Annotated in this window: 13 protein-coding genes; 9 read left to right on the top strand and 4 right to left on the bottom strand. The window is 63.3% G+C overall.

All coding sequences use genetic code 11. From position 1 onward, the window contains the following. Positions 1 to 14 precede the first annotated feature (14 nt). The 5 genes from P4U43_RS01570 to P4U43_RS01550 all read left to right on the top strand — a co-directional run bounded on the left by P4U43_RS01570 (position 15) and on the right by P4U43_RS01550 (position 3,962). Positions 15 to 800: an ABC transporter ATP-binding protein gene (locus tag P4U43_RS01570; RefSeq protein WP_277357159.1), complete on the top strand. Its 786-nt coding sequence runs from the start codon at positions 15 to 17 to the stop codon at positions 798 to 800. A 16-nt stretch (positions 801 to 816) separates the two neighbouring features. Further along, positions 817 to 1,593, top strand: coding sequence for a sulfite exporter TauE/SafE family protein (locus tag P4U43_RS01565; protein ID WP_056547625.1), 777 nt, complete (start codon positions 817 to 819; stop codon positions 1,591 to 1,593). Position 1,594: 1 nt separating this feature from the next. Further along, positions 1,595 to 2,449: a TrmH family RNA methyltransferase gene (locus tag P4U43_RS01560; RefSeq protein ID WP_277357158.1), complete on the top strand. Its 855-nt coding sequence runs from the start codon at positions 1,595 to 1,597 to the stop codon at positions 2,447 to 2,449. An 81-nt stretch (positions 2,450 to 2,530) separates the two neighbouring features. Beyond that, positions 2,531 to 2,785 carry a type B 50S ribosomal protein L31 gene (locus P4U43_RS01555; RefSeq protein ID WP_056547629.1) on the top strand — a complete coding sequence of 85 codons (255 nt, stop codon included), beginning with the start codon at positions 2,531 to 2,533 and terminating at the stop codon, positions 2,783 to 2,785. Positions 2,786 to 2,888: 103 nt separating this feature from the next. Beyond that, positions 2,889 to 3,962: a lipoate--protein ligase family protein gene (locus P4U43_RS01550; protein ID WP_277357157.1), complete on the top strand. Its 1,074-nt coding sequence runs from the start codon at positions 2,889 to 2,891 to the stop codon at positions 3,960 to 3,962. Between the two features lie 4 nt (positions 3,963 to 3,966). Here P4U43_RS01550 and pepN read toward each other — a convergent pair whose 3' ends face one another. Further along, positions 3,967 to 6,573, bottom strand: a complete 2,607-nt coding sequence (pepN, locus tag P4U43_RS01545) for an aminopeptidase N (RefSeq protein WP_277357156.1) — start codon at positions 6,571 to 6,573, stop codon at positions 3,967 to 3,969. A 118-nt stretch (positions 6,574 to 6,691) separates the two neighbouring features. Between pepN and P4U43_RS01540 the strand changes: the two genes are divergently transcribed. The 3 genes from P4U43_RS01540 to P4U43_RS01530 are packed head-to-tail and all read left to right on the top strand — an operon-like array spanning position 6,692 to position 10,066. Continuing rightward, positions 6,692 to 8,299: a circularly permuted type 2 ATP-grasp protein gene (locus P4U43_RS01540; RefSeq protein WP_277357155.1), complete on the top strand. Its 1,608-nt coding sequence runs from the start codon at positions 6,692 to 6,694 to the stop codon at positions 8,297 to 8,299. After that, positions 8,292 to 9,218 carry an alpha-E domain-containing protein gene (locus tag P4U43_RS01535; RefSeq protein ID WP_277357154.1) on the top strand — a complete coding sequence of 309 codons (927 nt, stop codon included), beginning with the start codon at positions 8,292 to 8,294 and terminating at the stop codon, positions 9,216 to 9,218. The genes P4U43_RS01540 and P4U43_RS01535 overlap by 8 nt, the downstream gene beginning before the upstream one ends. After that, complete coding sequence (locus tag P4U43_RS01530; RefSeq protein WP_277357153.1) at positions 9,215 to 10,066, top strand: transglutaminase family protein; 852 nt, start codon at positions 9,215 to 9,217, stop codon at positions 10,064 to 10,066. The genes P4U43_RS01535 and P4U43_RS01530 overlap by 4 nt, the downstream gene beginning before the upstream one ends. Before the next feature lie 56 nt (positions 10,067 to 10,122). On the opposite strand, the gene glgC is transcribed toward P4U43_RS01530, so the two are convergent. Next, positions 10,123 to 11,364, bottom strand: a complete 1,242-nt coding sequence (gene glgC, locus P4U43_RS01525) for a glucose-1-phosphate adenylyltransferase (protein ID WP_235563243.1) — start codon at positions 11,362 to 11,364, stop codon at positions 10,123 to 10,125. Positions 11,365 to 11,448: 84 nt separating this feature from the next. Between glgC and glgA the strand changes: the two genes are divergently transcribed. Then, a complete protein-coding gene (gene glgA, locus P4U43_RS01520) occupies positions 11,449 to 12,642 on the top strand; it encodes a glycogen synthase (RefSeq protein WP_277357152.1) in 1,194 nt (397 codons plus the stop codon). On the opposite strand, the gene P4U43_RS01515 is transcribed toward glgA, so the two are convergent. Both P4U43_RS01515 and P4U43_RS01510 read right to left on the bottom strand, forming a co-directional pair. Next, positions 12,639 to 14,726: an acyl-CoA dehydrogenase family protein gene (locus tag P4U43_RS01515; RefSeq protein WP_277357151.1), complete on the bottom strand. Its 2,088-nt coding sequence runs from the start codon at positions 14,724 to 14,726 to the stop codon at positions 12,639 to 12,641. The two genes, glgA and P4U43_RS01515, sit on opposite strands and share 4 nt — an antisense overlap. Beyond that, complete coding sequence (locus P4U43_RS01510; RefSeq protein ID WP_404800676.1) at positions 14,723 to 15,445, bottom strand: TetR/AcrR family transcriptional regulator; 723 nt, start codon at positions 15,443 to 15,445, stop codon at positions 14,723 to 14,725. Before P4U43_RS01510 ends, P4U43_RS01515 begins: the two co-directional genes overlap by 4 nt. Positions 15,446 to 15,551: the final 106 nt, after the last annotated feature.

The following is a 15,551-nucleotide window of genomic DNA, read 5'->3' as shown; positions in this document are numbered from 1 at the left end:
TAGTGTCTACTGTCATGAGTGATGTTCTGGAACTCTCCGGGGTGAGTCTTGTCCGCGGAGGAAAAGCGCTCCTGGACGACGTCAACTGGCAGGTCCGTGAGGGCGAGCGCTGGGTGGTTATGGGCCCCAACGGCGCGGGCAAAACCACGCTCCTGCAGATCGCAGGCGCGCGGATCCACCCAACGCGCGGCGTGGCGGGAATCCTCGACGAGGTGCTGGGAGCGGTCGACGTCTTCGAGCTGCGGCCCCGTATCGGCCTCGCCTCGGCGGCGTTAGCGTCCCAGATCCCGGAACATGAAACCGTGCTCAATGTGGTCGTTACTGCCTCCTATGGAATGACCGGCCGCTGGCGCGAACAGTATGAGCGGCTGGATGAGCGTCGGGCCTTCCGGCTGCTCGACGCCTGGGGTGTGTCCACCCTGATGAACAGACCCTTCTCTTCGCTGAGCGAGGGCGAACGCAAACGTGTCCAGATAGCGCGTGCCCTGATGGCTGACCCGGAGCTGCTCCTGCTCGATGAGCCTGCCGCCGGCCTGGATCTGGCCGGGCGCGAGGACCTCGTCGCGCGCCTCAGCGAACTTGCTGCGGATGAGGATTCGCCGGCGATCGTCCTGGTGACGCATCACCTCGAAGAAGTACCTCCGGGCTTCACTCACGCGATGCTCCTGCGTGAGGGTTCAGTGGTGGCGGCTGGACCCGTCGGTGATGTGCTGGTGGCCGAACACCTGAGCCTGGCGTTCGACATGCCTCTCGAAGTTACCCAACGGGATGGCCGTTACAGCGCCGTCGCGCGGTCCTAGCAGCGGAAGATACTTCGTGGACCTGTGGCGCGATGCGCTGATCCTACTCGGCGGTTTGTGGGCCGGAACCATCAACACGATCGTCGGTTCCGGCACCCTGGTGACGTTCCCCATTCTGGTTGCCCTGGGGTATGCCCCGGTGACCGCCACCATCAGCAATGCCATGGGACTCGTGGCCGGCAACGTAACCGGCGCGTGGGGGTACCGGGAAGAGCTGAAGGGCAACGGCCGAACCCTGGCCCGGCTGTTGCCAGCTTCGCTGCTCGGAGGCATTGCCGGTGCGGCCCTCCTTCTCAACCTCCCCGAGACCGTCTTCGGGCTGGTGGCGCCGTTCCTGATCGTGGTCGCGCTCGGGTTTGTGATCTTCCAACCGAAACTGCAGCGTTGGGTGCGGCGGCGCGCTGAGACCAAAGCGCCCACAAGATCCCATCCGTTGGCACTGACGGTGCTCGTCTTCCTGGCCGGCGTCTACGGCGGATATTTTGTCGCCGCGCAGGGCATTCTGCTGGTGGGGATCCTGGGCATTTTTCTTTCCGGCACCATGCAGTCAGCCAACGCGATGAAGAACGTCCTTGTGCTTGGGGTGAACCTGATCGCAGCTGTCTCCTACATGCTCTTTGCCTTCGATCGCATCGAATGGTGGGTTGTCCTGCTCATCGCCGTTGGTTCCCTTGTGGGCGGGGTTATCGGGTCCAAGGTCGGCCGGCGCCTTTCCCCCCTCATTCTGCGGAGCGTCATTGTGGTTCTCGGCCTGGTTGCGCTCTACGTCATGATCGTGCGGCTGGTGAGCTAGCGTGGCCCTGGAGCGCCTCGCCGACGCGGCAGACCCCCGGGTTACTGATTACACCGGACTGACCGATACGCAGCTGCGTCGGCGCCGCGAGCCGGCTGAGGGCCTGTATATCGCCGAAAGCACGAAGGTGCTCCGGCGGGCCATCGACGCCGGGCATACGCCGCGATCGTTCTTCCTGACGGACAAATGGCTCCCGGACCTCGAAGACATCCTTGCCCGTTTCCCGGACACACCTGCCTATGTCGGGTCCGAGTCGGTACTGGAGGACATCACCGGCTTCCACCTTCACCGCGGCGCCCTGGCGGCCATGAATCGCCCTGCTCCGCTGGCACTGGAGGATGTGCTGCATAGCGCGCACCGCGTGGCGATCCTCGAAGACATGGTGGATCACACCAACCTGGGCGCGGTTTTCCGTTCCGCAGCGGCGCTCGGCGTGGATGCGGTCCTGATCACGCCACGCTGCGCTGATCCGCTGTATCGAAGGGCTATCAGGGTCAGCATGGGAACGGTCTTCCAGGTGCCGTGGGTGAGGCTGGACTCGTGGCCGGGCAGCATCGCAATGCTACGCGCGTCCGGGTTTCTGGTGGCGGCACTGGCCCTGGCACCGGATTCGCTCGAGCTGCAGGAGCTGTCGCAGCGCGATCCGGACCGACTGGCCCTCATTTTGGGCACTGAGGGTGAAGGGCTCTCGCAATCCACACTCGAACAAGCAGATATCTCCGTCAGGATTCCGATGAGTTCCGCCGTGGATTCCCTCAACGTCGCAGCGGCAGGCGCCGTCGCTTTCTGGGAGTGCAGGTCGAGTGCGGTCCAGCGCTCCGAGAGCTCTTTCGCGGATCCCCCGCGCGTGCGGTAGAGTTGGTTGCTGGCCTACGGGCCGTCAACTTTCAAACCACCGGTGCCTGGCAAAATCCAGGCAACTACAGAAGGTACTCCCATGAAGTCTGATATCCACCCCAAGTACGCATCGGTCGTCTTCCGCGACCTCGCTTCTGAGAAGTCTTTCCTCACCCGCTCAACCGTTACTTCCAACAAGACGGTTGAATGGGAAGACGGAAACACCTACCCGCTGGTAGAGGTGGAAATCTCTTCGGAGTCCCACCCGTTCTACACCGGCAAGCAGCGCATCATGGACTCCGCCGGCCGCGTCGAGCGCTTCAACCAGCGCTTCAAGGGTTTCGGCAAGAAGTAGTTCGCCTGAACAGTGTTACTGGGCCCGAACCGGAATTTCCGGTTCGGGCCCAGCGCTTTAAGCCGTATACCAAGGGGTAGCCGGAAGGTGCAGCAGGAGGATCATGGATCACGGGGCCACACGGGAATTTCACGGTGAATACAAGGTTGCCGGCGGCAAGCTGGTAGTGGTGGACACCGACGTCGCAGGCGGGAAGCTGAGTCAGGTGTCGGTGAACGGTGATTTCTTCCTGGAGCCGGACGAGGCGCTGGATGACATCAATGCCGCCCTGGAAGGGCTTGAGACCGATACTCCCCACGGCGAATTGGCATCGGCGATCCGACGGGAGCTGCGACCGGATGCGCAACTCTTCGGCTTCTCGCCGGAAGCAGTCGCCACCGCCGTCCGCAGGGCGCTCGGAAAGGCTTCCGGCTTCGCTGACCACCAGTGGGAGATCATCGGTCCCACGCCGCTTCCCACCGCCATGCACGTCGCGATGGACGAGGTGCTGACCCGTGAGGTGGGTGCCGGCCTGCGTAACCCAACCCTGCGCTTCTGGGAGTGGGAAAGCCCCTCGGTGGTCATCGGCAGCTTCCAGTCCATGCGCAACGAGGTAGACGCTGACGCGGTTCGTCGCCACGGGGTGAGCGTGGTCCGCCGCATGAGCGGCGGCGGAGCCATGTTCATGGAGCACGGCAACGCCATCACCTATTCGCTCTACATCCCGCAGTCACTGGTGGATGGAATGAGCTTCGCTGACTCCTACCCGTTCCTCGATGACTGGGTGATGGAAGGATTGAAAAAGCTGGGGATCTCCGCCTGGTACCAGCCGCTCAACGACATTGCAACGGATATCGGCAAGATCGGCGGCGCGGCGCAGAAACGGCTGAGCAACGGCGGCATGCTCCACCACGTGACGATGTCCTACGACATCGATGCCGACAAAATGCTCGAGATCCTCCGGATCGGACGCGAGAAGCTCTCCGACAAGGGAATCAAGAGCGCCAAGAAGCGGGTGGACCCCCTTCGTCGGCAGACCGGACTGACACGGGAGGAAATCATCCAGGTCCTGAGCGAAACCTTCAGGGAGCGCTACCAGGCCGTAGACGGGATCCTGACAGAGACCGAACTGGCAACGGCGCAGATGCTGGTCGAGGAGAAGTTCGGTACTGACGAATGGCTTTACCGCGTGCCGTGATTCGTCAGCCCGCGGCCTGTTGAGCCCGCAACGCGCGCAGCAGGTGGTCGCGTTCCTCCACCACGATCCTCCGGAGGGATTGAGGTGACCCCGCGTGTTCATCCAGCCAGGAATCTGTCAGCACCAGCACCGGATGGTCTTCAGGAACAGATCCCTCGGCGAGGTCCTGATCGCCGGGATACAGTCCACGCACAATCCTTGCCGACATTTCAATCGGCAGCTCCCGCCATACCCTCTCAATCTCCTGGAAATAGGCATCGACATACGGTTCACGCAGTTCCGACGGTCCTTGCTGGAAACCGACCATGGTGGCGCTGAGCAATTCGTTGGACAACCGATCACCGAAGACGGCCTCCTTCCACGCTCTGGCCTTGACGGCAGCGTCCGGGAACGACGTGCACGCCGTCGTGAAGCCGGTTCGGCCCGATGCAGTGCGGTCACGCTGGAGGGCGGCTTCGAGTTCATCAACCGTGGCAAGGTTCTGCGCCGCCAACGCCTGCCACAGCTGCCAGGTGAGTTCGTCGTCGATCACCAAACCGTCAACAGTCTCCGTGCCTTCCAGCAGGCCGCGCACCAGGGGCGCATGGGTTGCTGTCTTCCGGGCGGTTGCGGCCAGCGCCCGTGCCCAGACCAGCTGATGATCAGAACCGGGTGTGGCGGCTTCCAGCCCGCGGAGCAGGAAGCGCGTGAAGCGCTCGCGCAGAGCCATCCGTGCCGGGACCGGAGCATAGTGTTCGACGGCGTGCCGGGCGTTCTGAAGCAGCTGCTGGAGAATCCCTACGCCCTCCTCGGCCGGCGCTGTCCTCCCGACCGCCTCCACGTAGTCGTCTGCGCTGAGAATGCCGTCACGAGTCGAGGACCACAATGCAGCCAGGCATACAGCCCTCGCCAGGGGTTCCTCCAGCCGGTCCGCGGAGGACAGAAGCGTTGCGAGGGAGCGATCATCGAAGACGAGCTTTGCATAGGTCAGGTCATCGTCGTTGATGAGCAGCAGATCGGGCTGTGCGCTGCCGATGAGTTCGGGAATCTCCGTGCGGTCCCCGTCCAGCAGGACATCGTGGGAGGCGGTGCGGAGCAGCCTGCCGTTCGGATCAAGCGAGTAGAGCCCTAAACGGACGCTGTGCGGGCGGGGAGCAGGTGTTGAACTCACGGGGTCGAGCGCCTGCTGGAGGATCGCCAGGGAGGTATAGACGCCGTCGTCGTCGGTTTCCACCTGAGCGGCAAGCTGCGGAACTCCAGAGGTCTGCAGCCACCGCTGTGCCCAGTCCGACATGTCCCTGCCCGAGGCTTCACTGAGAGCTCCCAGCAGGTCATCGAGAGTAGTGTTCGAGAAGGCGTGCTTGCGGAAGTAGGATCGTGCCGCGGACGCAAAAGCTTCGAAACCGGCGTAGGCCACGAGCTGCTTCAGGACCGAGGCACCCTTGGCATAGGTGATGCCGTCGAAATTGAGCTTCGCGGCTTCCAGGTCCACGATGTCCGCGACGATCGGGTGGGTGGAAGGCAGCTGATCCTGCAGGTAGGCCCAGGCCTTGCGCCGGGTGGCGAAGGTGACCCACGAGGTCGGCGAATCCAACGCCTCCGCTACCGCGAGCGCTCCCGAGAAGTCAGCGAAAGATTCCTTCAGCCACAGATCATCCCACCAGGTCATCGTCACGAGATCGCCGAACCACATATGCGCCATCTCGTGCATGATCGTATTGTCCCGCGCCTCGTACTGCGTGTGTGTGGCCCTCGACTGGAACACATAGGACTCGGTGAAGGTCACCAGACCGGGGTTTTCCATGGCACCGAGGTTGTATTCGGGCACGAAGGCCTGATCGTATTTCCCGAACGGATAAGGGTACCGGAACAGGTCGTGGAAGTAGGTGAGTCCCCGGCGCGTGGTGTCGAAGATCCGCGCCGCATCGAGGTGCGCGCTGAGCGACCGGCGGCAGAACAGGGACAAGGGGATGGTCAGCACCTCTCCGCCGTCCAGAATGCCGGTCCATTCGTCAGTCACGGATTCGTATGGACCGGCCAGGACCGTCGTGATGTAGGTCGAGATGCGCATGGTGGGCGCGAAGTGCCAGGTCGCGGAACCGTCGTCGTGCTGGTCGCGGCTGGTCTCAGCGCCGTTCGATGCGACGGTCCACCGCTCCGGGGCGCGAACGTGGAAGCTGAAGGACGCCTTGAGGTCGGGCTGTTCGAAGCAGGCGAAGACACGGCGGGCGTCGGCTGGCTCATACTGGGTGTACAGGTACGTCTCACCGTCGGCGGGATCCTCGAAGCGGTGCATACCCTCGCCGCTGCGGCTGTACAGCGCCGTACCGTCCACGATCACGGTGTTCTGCTCAGCAAGCTGGGGGAGCATGATGCGCGCGCCGTCAACAACCTGCTCTGGATCCAGAACCGCACCGTTGAGCGTGACGGATTGCACCCTGGCGGGAATGAAGTCGAGGAAAGTGTCGGCACCGGGCGAGGAACAGTCGAACGTCACAACTGTCCGCGATGAGAACCCGGTACTCCCGGCATCCTCCGCGGCGCTTACATCCAGCGTGATGTCATAGCTGGAGACGGTGATGATTGCTGACCGGTCCGCCGCCTCATCGCGGCGCAGATTCTCGTTGTGCACCGGCCTATTCAACCATGATCGGTGCGGCCAGCCGCGATGACTGTCGAGGGCACCACGGCGCGCAGCCGGTCCGTGGCGCCGGTAGGTAAACAGGTCCGATACATGGCAATGTGGAGCCATGTCCGAGCTCTTTGAAGACTACGCAACCGTCGCACGGCGCACCGCCGCTTACGACGAGATGTTCGACGACGCCAATCAACCGCGCTCCGAATACAGACCCGTGGCTGCCGCCCTTGAAGAGCTCAACCTGGCCGATGTGACCGCCCGGGCAGACTCGATGGCGCGGACGTTCCTCGATCGCGGAGTCACCTTCGATTTTGCGGGGGAGGAGCGACCCTTCCCGCTTGATATCGTGCCTCGCGTCATAGCCGGGTCCGACTGGGACTCACTTGAACGCGGCGTGACGCAGCGGGTACACGCACTCGAAGCCTTCCTCAACGACATCTACGACAAGATGAGCGTCGTGACCGACGGCGTCATTCCCCGCCGCCTGATCACTTCCTCGGCGCACTTCCACCGGGAGGTGGCCGGCTTCGATCCGGCCGGAGGGGTGCGCGTGCATATTTCCGGAATCGACGTGGTGCGGGACGCCGAAGGCACTTTCCGCGTCCTCGAGGACAATGTGAGGGTCCCCAGCGGCGTCAGCTACGTGCTGGAGAACCGCCGGGCCATGGCAAAGGGGCTGCCCGAGGCCTTCGGCCAGCAGCACATCCGTCCGGTCGAGGAATACCCGCGCCGTCTGCTTGCAGCGCTGCGAAAAACAGCGCCGCCCGGAGCGGAGGACCCCACCGTCGTCGTGCTCACGCCCGGCGTGTTCAACTCGGCGTACTTCGAACACACCCTGCTCGCCGGGCTTATGGGCGTGGAGCTCGTCGAGGGACGGGACCTCATCTGCCGGAGCAACCGGGTTTACATGCGGACGACGGCCGGGGAACAGCGCGTCGATGTGATCTACAAGCGCATCGACGATGAATTTCTCGACCCGTTGCAGTTCCGGGCAGATTCGGTGCTCGGTTGTCCCGGGATCGTCAACGCGGCGCGGGCAGGCACTGTGACCATCGCTAACGCGGTAGGAAACGGTGTGGCCGATGACAAGCTCGTTTACACCTACGTGCCGGACCTGATCCGCTACTACCTCAATGAGGAGCCGATCATCGCCAACGTTGACACCTTCCGGCTGGAGGAACCAGTTGCCCGGGAGGAAGTGCTGGACCGGCTCGACGAGCTGGTGGTGAAGCCCGTGGACGGATCGGGCGGCAAGGGTCTGGTGATTGGTCCTGATGCGACGGCGGACGAGCTTGCCGCACTCCGGAACCGGATTCTGGCCGATCCCCGGGGCTGGATTGCGCAGCCTGTCCTGCAGCTCTCCACCGTGCCCACAATGTCCGGCGGTCAGTTCGGTCCCCGCCATGTTGATCTTCGTCCGTTTGCGGTGAATGACGGTGAGAACGTGTGGGTCCTGCCCGGAGGGTTGACCCGGGTAGCCATGAAGGAGGGCTCACTGATCGTGAACTCCAGCCAGGGAGGCGGATCGAAGGATACCTGGGTGGTCGACGGCCAGTCAGACAGCGCGCCCGTCCGTCCCGAAGCCGCTCCGGTGACCGAGCGGGTCAGTGTGTGGCCCGTTGAGACGGGGTGGCGGGACCGGCAACCCGAACAACAGCAACAGCAGTTGCATGGGCTCCATCAGAACAGCGGTGAAGGAGAGGTGCACAACAATGCTTAGCCGGATTGCCGAGTCGCTGTTCTGGATCGGCAGGTACGTTGAGCGGGCTGACGGCACCGCCCGTATCCTCGATGTTCACCTTGAACGGCTGAACCAGATGCCTCGTCCCGTTCAGCGGGACGTCTCGCGGCAGCTGCTCGGAGTTATGGGCAGCAAACCTGAGTCTGATGACTTCGGCCTGCCTGATCTCATCGAGGCACTCGCCTTCGATCGCAGCAGCGCTACTTCCATCGCCGGCGCCCTCGGCGCTGCACGGGAGAACGCGCGTCGGGCCCGGGAAACGGTGTCCGGAAGCGTATGGGAGGGGCTCAACACCACCTGGTACGGACTAACGCAGCATCGGAAAGACGTAGTCGGGACCTACCGCTTCTGCCACTGGGTCATCGAACGCACCGCCATGGTGCGCGGTCTCTCGGACACCACCATGAGCCACGATGAGAGCTGGCAGTTCCTGGTGCTCGGGCGCAGTCTTGAACGGGCAGACATGACTGCCCGGATGCTCTCCACGCGTGACGTTCACGCATCCGGCCTGTCGTGGGTGAACATGCTCCGCTGCGCCGGCGCGTACGAGTCGTTCCTGAGAACCCGGCGCGCATCCTTCGGCGAACAGCACGCGGCTCAGTTCCTCCTGCTGGACCGGCTGTTTCCGCGTTCGATCGTCTACGCCCTGAGTGATGCCGAGAAGTGCCTCGCGAACCTGAACCCGGCCTACCAGCGCGTCGGCTTCATCAATGACGCCAGCAGGATCGTGGGCCAGGCCCGCACCTTCCTTGAGTTCCATCAGACGGACGACCTCATGCTGGAGCTGCCCGAGCATATGGAAAGAGTCCAGAAGGCGTGTGCGCGTGCCTCTGATGCCGTCTCACGCACGTATTTCTCGCAGGCAGCGGAACTGTCCTGGGTAGGGGAGGTCTCATGAGCCGCTTGCTGATTGAACACCGGACCGGCTACGACTATCTGCGCCGTGTGTCGCTGTCCTACAACGAAGCGCGCATGACCCCGCTGACAGATTCTCAGCAGGTGGTGCTCGAATCAACGGTCACCCTCAATCCGTCCGGTGCATCAATGGCCACCTACCGTGACTACTGGGGTACCCGTGTGACGTCGTTCGATGTCCACGTGCCCCACGACCGGCTGGAAGTATCGGCGCGGACCCTCGTGGAAGTCAGCCGCACTGAACGCATTCCAGCTCCGGAGGAAGTGGTGAGCTGGCAGCACCTGCGCTCCGACGAAGTTGTGAACGATTACGCTGACTGGCTTCCGGACACGCCTCTGACGGAACCCGATGCTGAAATCCGCTCGCTGGTCCGGGATGTCGTCGGCGGCGAGGACCCCCATGCCGCCGCGCACTCCGTTTTTGACTGGCTCAAGGGCGAGATGAAGTACGTGCAGGGCGTTACAGGTGTGCAGTCCAACGCCCGTGATGCCTGGTCCGAGCGCCAGGGGGTTTGTCAGGACCTTGCTCACGTCGCGATCGGCGCACTGCGCAGCCTCGGTATTCCCGCCCGGTACATTTCGGGATACCTGCACCCGCGCAGGACGGCGGCAGTCGGTGTGGCGGTGGCGGGACAGTCCCATGCCTGGGTCGAGTGGTGGGACGGCGAGTGGCGCGGCTGGGACCCGACCAACAGCGGCCCCGTCAGCGACTTCCATGTGTCTGTGGCGCGGGGCCGTGACTACCGCGATGTCTCGCCTCTGAAGGGCATCCTCTCGGGCGGCGGTGGGTCCTCACTCAACGTGACGGTGGAAATCACCCGCGTAGCCTGACGGTGGGCTGCGGGGTAAACGGACCGCGGCCCACCGCCGCGCTGCGCAATCTCCCGTTACCCCTCGACTACCTGCCCCTTGCTGAGAATTGTCAGTCCGGACTCCGTCACCGTGAATCCGCGGCTGATATCCAGTTCGCGGTCCACGCCGATCTTGGCACCGGGGGGAATGTGGACGTTCTTGTCGATAATCGCCTTCCGGACAACCGCTCCTGAACCAATCGCCACGTGATCGAGCAGGACGGAGCCCGTCACATCGGCTCCCTCGTCGACGAAAACGTCCGTGGCCAGGACCGATCCCTGCACCGCACCACCGGAAATGACGACGCCGTTCGAAACGATCGAATCGTGCGCGACACCTGAAACGCCGCTCGCGCTCCGGACAAACTTGGCGGGCGGGGAAATGCTCTGCCGGGTGTAGATCGGCCACTCGAGGTTGTACAGATTGAACAACGGGAGCGGGGTGATGAGATCCATGGTGGCGTCATAGTAGGAATCCAGCGTGCCGACATCGCGCCAGTACTGGCTGTCCCGATCGGTCGATCCGGGAATCTCGTTGGTGGTGAAGTCATACACAGCGGCATCTCCACGCTCCACGAAGTGGGGGATGATGTCCCCGCCCATGTCGTGTTTGGTGTTGAGGCGTGCGGCGTCAACCTCGAGGGCTTCGATCAGGGCGTCCGTATTGAAGACGTAGTTGCCCATGGACGCCAGGAAGCTGTTGGGGTCATCGGGAAGTCCGGGCGTTGTCTCGGGCTTCTCGACGAAAGCCGAGATGCGGCCGGGATCATTGGAATCGACTTCGATGACGCCGAACTGGTTAGCGAGATGAAGCGGCTGCCGCACAGCTGCGACGCTCACCGACGCCCCGCTGCGCTGATGCGCTTGCACCATCTGCTCGAAGTCCATCCGATAGACGTGGTCCGCTCCGATGACGACGACGATGTCCGGCCGCGCGTCATGGATCAGGTTGAGAGACTGGTAAATGGCGTTGGCACTGCCCAGGAACCAGCTCTTGCCGCGCCGCTGCTGCGCGGGCACGGAGGCGATGTACTGCTGCAACTGGGTGGACATGCGCCAGGTCTCGGAAATGTGCCGGTCCAGGCTGTGCGACTTGTACTGGGTGAGCACCACAATCTGGAGATAGCCGGAGTTGACCACATTGGACAGCGCGAAATCGATGAGCCGGTAACTGCCGGCAAAAGGAACCGCAGGTTTGGCCCGGTCCGCCGTGAGCGGCATGAGCCGCTTTCCTTCGCCGCCTGCCAGTACCACCGCAAGCACTTTCTTGACTGCCACGGGTAACCCCTTCCGCTCGTCCTTGAGTATGACCACGTTCGACTCACACTAGAGGACTCGCCCGCCCTGCACTACGTTGTAGTTGTGCGAATAGACATTGTGACAAAGGAGTTCCCGCCCGAGATCTACGGCGGCGCAGGCGTTCACGTAGCGGAATTGGCTCGCGTGCTCGCCGGGCGCGTCGATTTAGCCGTGCACTGTTTCGGCGCAGAACGTCCAGCGGACTATCACGGCGCCCGCGTGAGCACCTACGGCGTCCCTGACGGGCTGACGGATGCAAATGCGGCGGTGCAGACCCTGGGCACGGATCTGTCCATCCTGCAGGGCATCAGCGGTTCGGACCTGGTGCACTCCCACACCTGGTATGCCAATATGGCGGGCCACCTCGCCTCGCTCCTGCACGGCATCCCGCACGTGCTCAGTGCACACAGCCTGGAACCGTTGCGTCCGTGGAAGGCCGAGCAGCTCGGCGGCGGCTATGCGCTTTCGTCCTGGGTGGAGAAAACAGCATATGAGTCTGCTGCGGCGGTGATCGCGGTTTCCGACGGCATGCGTCAGGACATTCTGCGCTGCTACCCGGAGGTTGATCCTGCCCGAGTGCAGGTTGTGCACAACGGGATTGACACCAAAGCGTGGATTGCAGACCGCAATGACGACGCCGTCCGTGCGCTGGGAATCGACCCAGACCGTCCCAGCGTGGTTTTCGTGGGCAGGAACACCCGTCAGAAGGGTGTTCCGTACCTGCTGCGCGCTGCTGCGAAGCTGGCAGCAGACGTGCAGTTGGTGCTGTGCCTGGGAGCGGCAGATACGCCGGAACTTGCCGCCGAGACCGCCCGCCTGATCGACGATCTGCGTGCGCAGCGCGGTTCAGTGATCCTGATTGAGCGGATGCTCCCGCGGAATGAGCTGGTCCAGGTACTCAGCCACGCAACCGTCTTCGCCTGCCCCTCAATCTATGAGCCGCTCGGCATTGTGAATCTTGAGGCGATGGCTTGCGGTGCTGCGGTGGTAGCGAGCGCAACAGGCGGCATCCCCGAAGTGGTGGACGACGGCGTAACGGGCGTACTCGTGCCCCTCGAGCAGGTTCAGGACGGAACAGGAACCCCACTTGATCCAGAGGGGTTCGTGAATGACTTTGCGCAGGCACTCAACGCGCTGGTTGCCGATCCGGAACGCGCCCGCGCCATGGGAGGGCGCGGACGCATCCGGGCGGAGGAGCACTTTTCCTGGGACTCTATTGCAGAGTCCACGCTGAGTGTTTACCGATCGGTTCTCTAGCGGGTTTGAGCTTTGCGCGCGATCAGGATCTTCTCGTCCAGCGGCGCATCATGGCTGGCTCGCTGGATCCGTGCGTAGGCGCGGGATTCCTCCTGCCGCTCACGCTCGGCCCCCGTTGCGATGGCCGCCCGCAGATGCTCAGGGCCGTACCCGAACGCGTTGACCAGATCGACGGCGTGCGGCCGCAGCTTCAGGAGCAGCCGGTTGATGTACGGGCCGAGGGTGCGGGCGCGCTGGGCTGACAGCCGGCCGTTCATCAGGTACCAGCCGAGGTTGTCCTCGATGAGGCACAGCCCAAACAGGTCACGGAGCCAGGTGAGTACCTGCCGCGTTCCTGCATCCTCGGTCTTGGCGAGCGCCGCTGTGAACGCCTCCCACTGCAGAAGTTCGGCGTGCGCGCGTGCAGCCTGTATCAGTTCCTGCTGATGCTGGTTGAAGATTTTGGCGGCCTTCGCCGGCGGAAGCTTGCGCGCGCCCCGGAGCTCTCCGGCGAGTTCGCCGACCATGGTGTCAACGCGGCCGCACAGCAGCTCGTGCTGTGTTCCCTCGTCCCTCAGGGCAATGGCGGATTTTCGCTCCGAACCGGTGTCAACGACCGTCTGCAACACTCGCCGCAGGCCCGTTCGGTGAAGGGTCCGGTCTGCTGCCTGAGTTGCGACGAAGCGCGCGAGGACCCCAAAGTCAACTCCCTGGAATTCCTTGGCATAGTCAGCGAGGAGCCGCTTGGCCACGAGTTGCAGGAGCACGTTGTTGTCGCCCTCGAAGGTGGTGTAGACATCGAGATCTGCCCGCAGCGAGGTGTACCGGTTCTCGGTGAGGAAGCCTGCCCCTCCGCTGGCTTCCCGGCATTCCTGCAGCGTGTCCAAAGCGTGCCAGGTGGAGAGCGGCTTCAGCGCTGCAGCGAGGGTTTCCAGGTCCTGGCGGTCTTCGTCGGTGTCATGTTCACCGGAGAACACACCGTCGAACTTCGCCAGCAGCTCCTCGTGTGCAAAGGATGCGGCATAGGTGGTTGCCAGGCGGGGGAAGAGCCGACGCTGGTGCAGCTGATAGTCGAGGAGTACTTCCTCGGACAACTCGGAGGTAGTGCTGAACTGGCGCCGTTCCACCGAATACTGGATCGCAGTCTTCATGGCCAGCTTGCTGGCGGCTACGGCAGCGCCGTCGAGTGAAACGCGACCCTGAACGAGGGTTCCAAGCATGGTGAAGAAGCGGCGGCCTGGAGATTCGATCGGCGAGGTGTAGGTTCCGTCCGCTGCGACATTCCCATAGCGGTTCAGGAGGTTCTCCCGGGGAACCCGCACCTGCGTGAAGTGGAGCCGTCCGTTGTCTATGCCATTCAGACCGCCCTTCAGCCCGTCGTCCTCGCCGCCGATCCCGTCCAGAAAGTTTCCTTTCTCATCCCGCAGGGGAACGTACAGGGCGTGCACGCCGTGATTTACTCCGCGGGTGATCAGTTGCGCGAAGACAACTGCTGCTTTTCCATCGCTGGCCGCGTTGCCGATGTAGTCCTTCCACGCTGCACGGAACGGCGTATGGAGGATGAACTCTTCGCTCTCCGGGTGGAAGGTGGCAGTGGTAGCGATGCTGGAGACATCTGATCCGTGCCCGGTCTCCGTCATGGCGAAGCACCCGGGAATTTCCATGTTCATGATGCCTGGGAGCCACCGATGGTGGTGATCCTCGGTTCCGAGGTGCAGCACTGCGGCCCCGAACAGGCCCCACTGGACACCTGCCTTGATCTGGAGAGAGGGGTCGGCAACCACCAGTTCTTCAAAGCCGGCGACATTCCCTCCGTGGTCATCCGACCCGCCCAACTCCGTGGGGAACGCCCGGTGCACCGCCTTGTTCTGAACCAGAAGGTGAAGCTGGTCCAGACAGCGTGCGCGGTGCTCCGCACAGGATGCGCCCTCAGCCTTATGCAGCGACGGATCAGCTGCGAGCGCGCGTGCAGCGCGGCGGGAGTCGGCCCACCGGCCGAGCAACTGCTCGCCCAACGCTGCAACGTCAACGACGGCGGCGTCGTCGTCGTGGATTGGAAGGGTCGCGGGGACCGAGAATTCGGGACGCGTTGCGGTCTGGGTCATGATTCGTCCTTCGAACGTGGATTGCGGCGGGAGGTATGGGCAAGGGGTGCGCTCGGCACGGCGGCAGCGATGCCATCAAAGAGCCAGGCAGTAATGGAGTCTGCGAGGTCAGGCTCAGTGGGCCGGGCCGGGCCGGGAGGCGTCGACAACCATTGTTCGCCCGCGGCACGGACCATTCCGATGGCGGCGCGGGGCCAAAGAGCCAGCGGTTGTGGAATAGCTGCCGCCGGCGGTTCTTGGGCGAGGTATTCCTCCATGGGGCTGGCGAGCATGACCGAGATGGCGTCGAAGAAGGAGCTGAGCGTGGGCGACGCGTCCAACGTCGACGCCGAATCCGGTGTTGGCTGGGTCACGAAAACATAGACGCTCGGCGAGGATGAAGCCATCTGCAGGTACGCAGAAACCATTGCCCGCAGACCGTCCCTCGGCGTGCTGGCCTTCCGCGCGGCTTCGATGAGGTGTTCCTGCATGCGACCCACCACAACCTCGCCCATTGCACGCTGCAGACCTGCTTTGTCTCCGAAATAACGGTAGAAGACGGATTTTGAGGTATCTGCCGCCGAAGCGATGTCCTCCATGGAAGCGCCCGGACCGATCCTGTGGACTGCCTTGCGCGCAGTCCTGATCAGCTCCGCGCGGCGGGCTTCGCGATGTTTTGACCACCTGCTGGAACGTCCGTCCGCGGTGGGGCGTCTCATGGGCGCCATGATCTGATTCACGATACCCAGCGTATCAGGTACGCTGGGTATCGATAACTGAGGTGTTGCCCGCGAGAGATCAGAGGTTTGATCCTGCAGCCGCTTCCACCCTTCAAGTCCAAGGAGC

This window comes from Arthrobacter vasquezii (assembly GCF_029455255.1).
In the GTDB taxonomy this organism is placed as follows: domain Bacteria; phylum Actinomycetota; class Actinomycetes; order Actinomycetales; family Micrococcaceae; genus Arthrobacter_D; species Arthrobacter_D parietis.
Note: the sequence above shows the minus strand (reverse complement) of the source record. Positions and strands in the feature narration are given on the sequence as shown.

Excerpts from the sequence above, each read along its gene's own strand:
- P4U43_RS01555 (WP_056547629.1), top strand. The coding sequence starts at position 2,531 with ATGAAGTCTGATATCCACCCCAAGTACGCATCGGTCGTCTTCCGCGAC.
- P4U43_RS01570 (WP_277357159.1), top strand. The coding sequence starts at position 15 with ATGAGTGATGTTCTGGAACTCTCCGGGGTGAGTCTTGTCCGCGGAGGA.
- P4U43_RS01515 (WP_277357151.1), bottom strand. The coding sequence starts at position 14,726 with ATGACCCAGACCGCAACGCGTCCCGAATTCTCGGTCCCCGCGACCCTT.
- P4U43_RS01530 (WP_277357153.1), top strand. The coding sequence starts at position 9,215 with ATGAGCCGCTTGCTGATTGAACACCGGACCGGCTACGACTATCTGCGC.
- P4U43_RS01550 (WP_277357157.1), top strand. The coding sequence starts at position 2,889 with ATGGATCACGGGGCCACACGGGAATTTCACGGTGAATACAAGGTTGCC.
- P4U43_RS01540 (WP_277357155.1), top strand. The coding sequence starts at position 6,692 with ATGTCCGAGCTCTTTGAAGACTACGCAACCGTCGCACGGCGCACCGCC.
- P4U43_RS01535 (WP_277357154.1), top strand. The coding sequence starts at position 8,292 with ATGCTTAGCCGGATTGCCGAGTCGCTGTTCTGGATCGGCAGGTACGTT.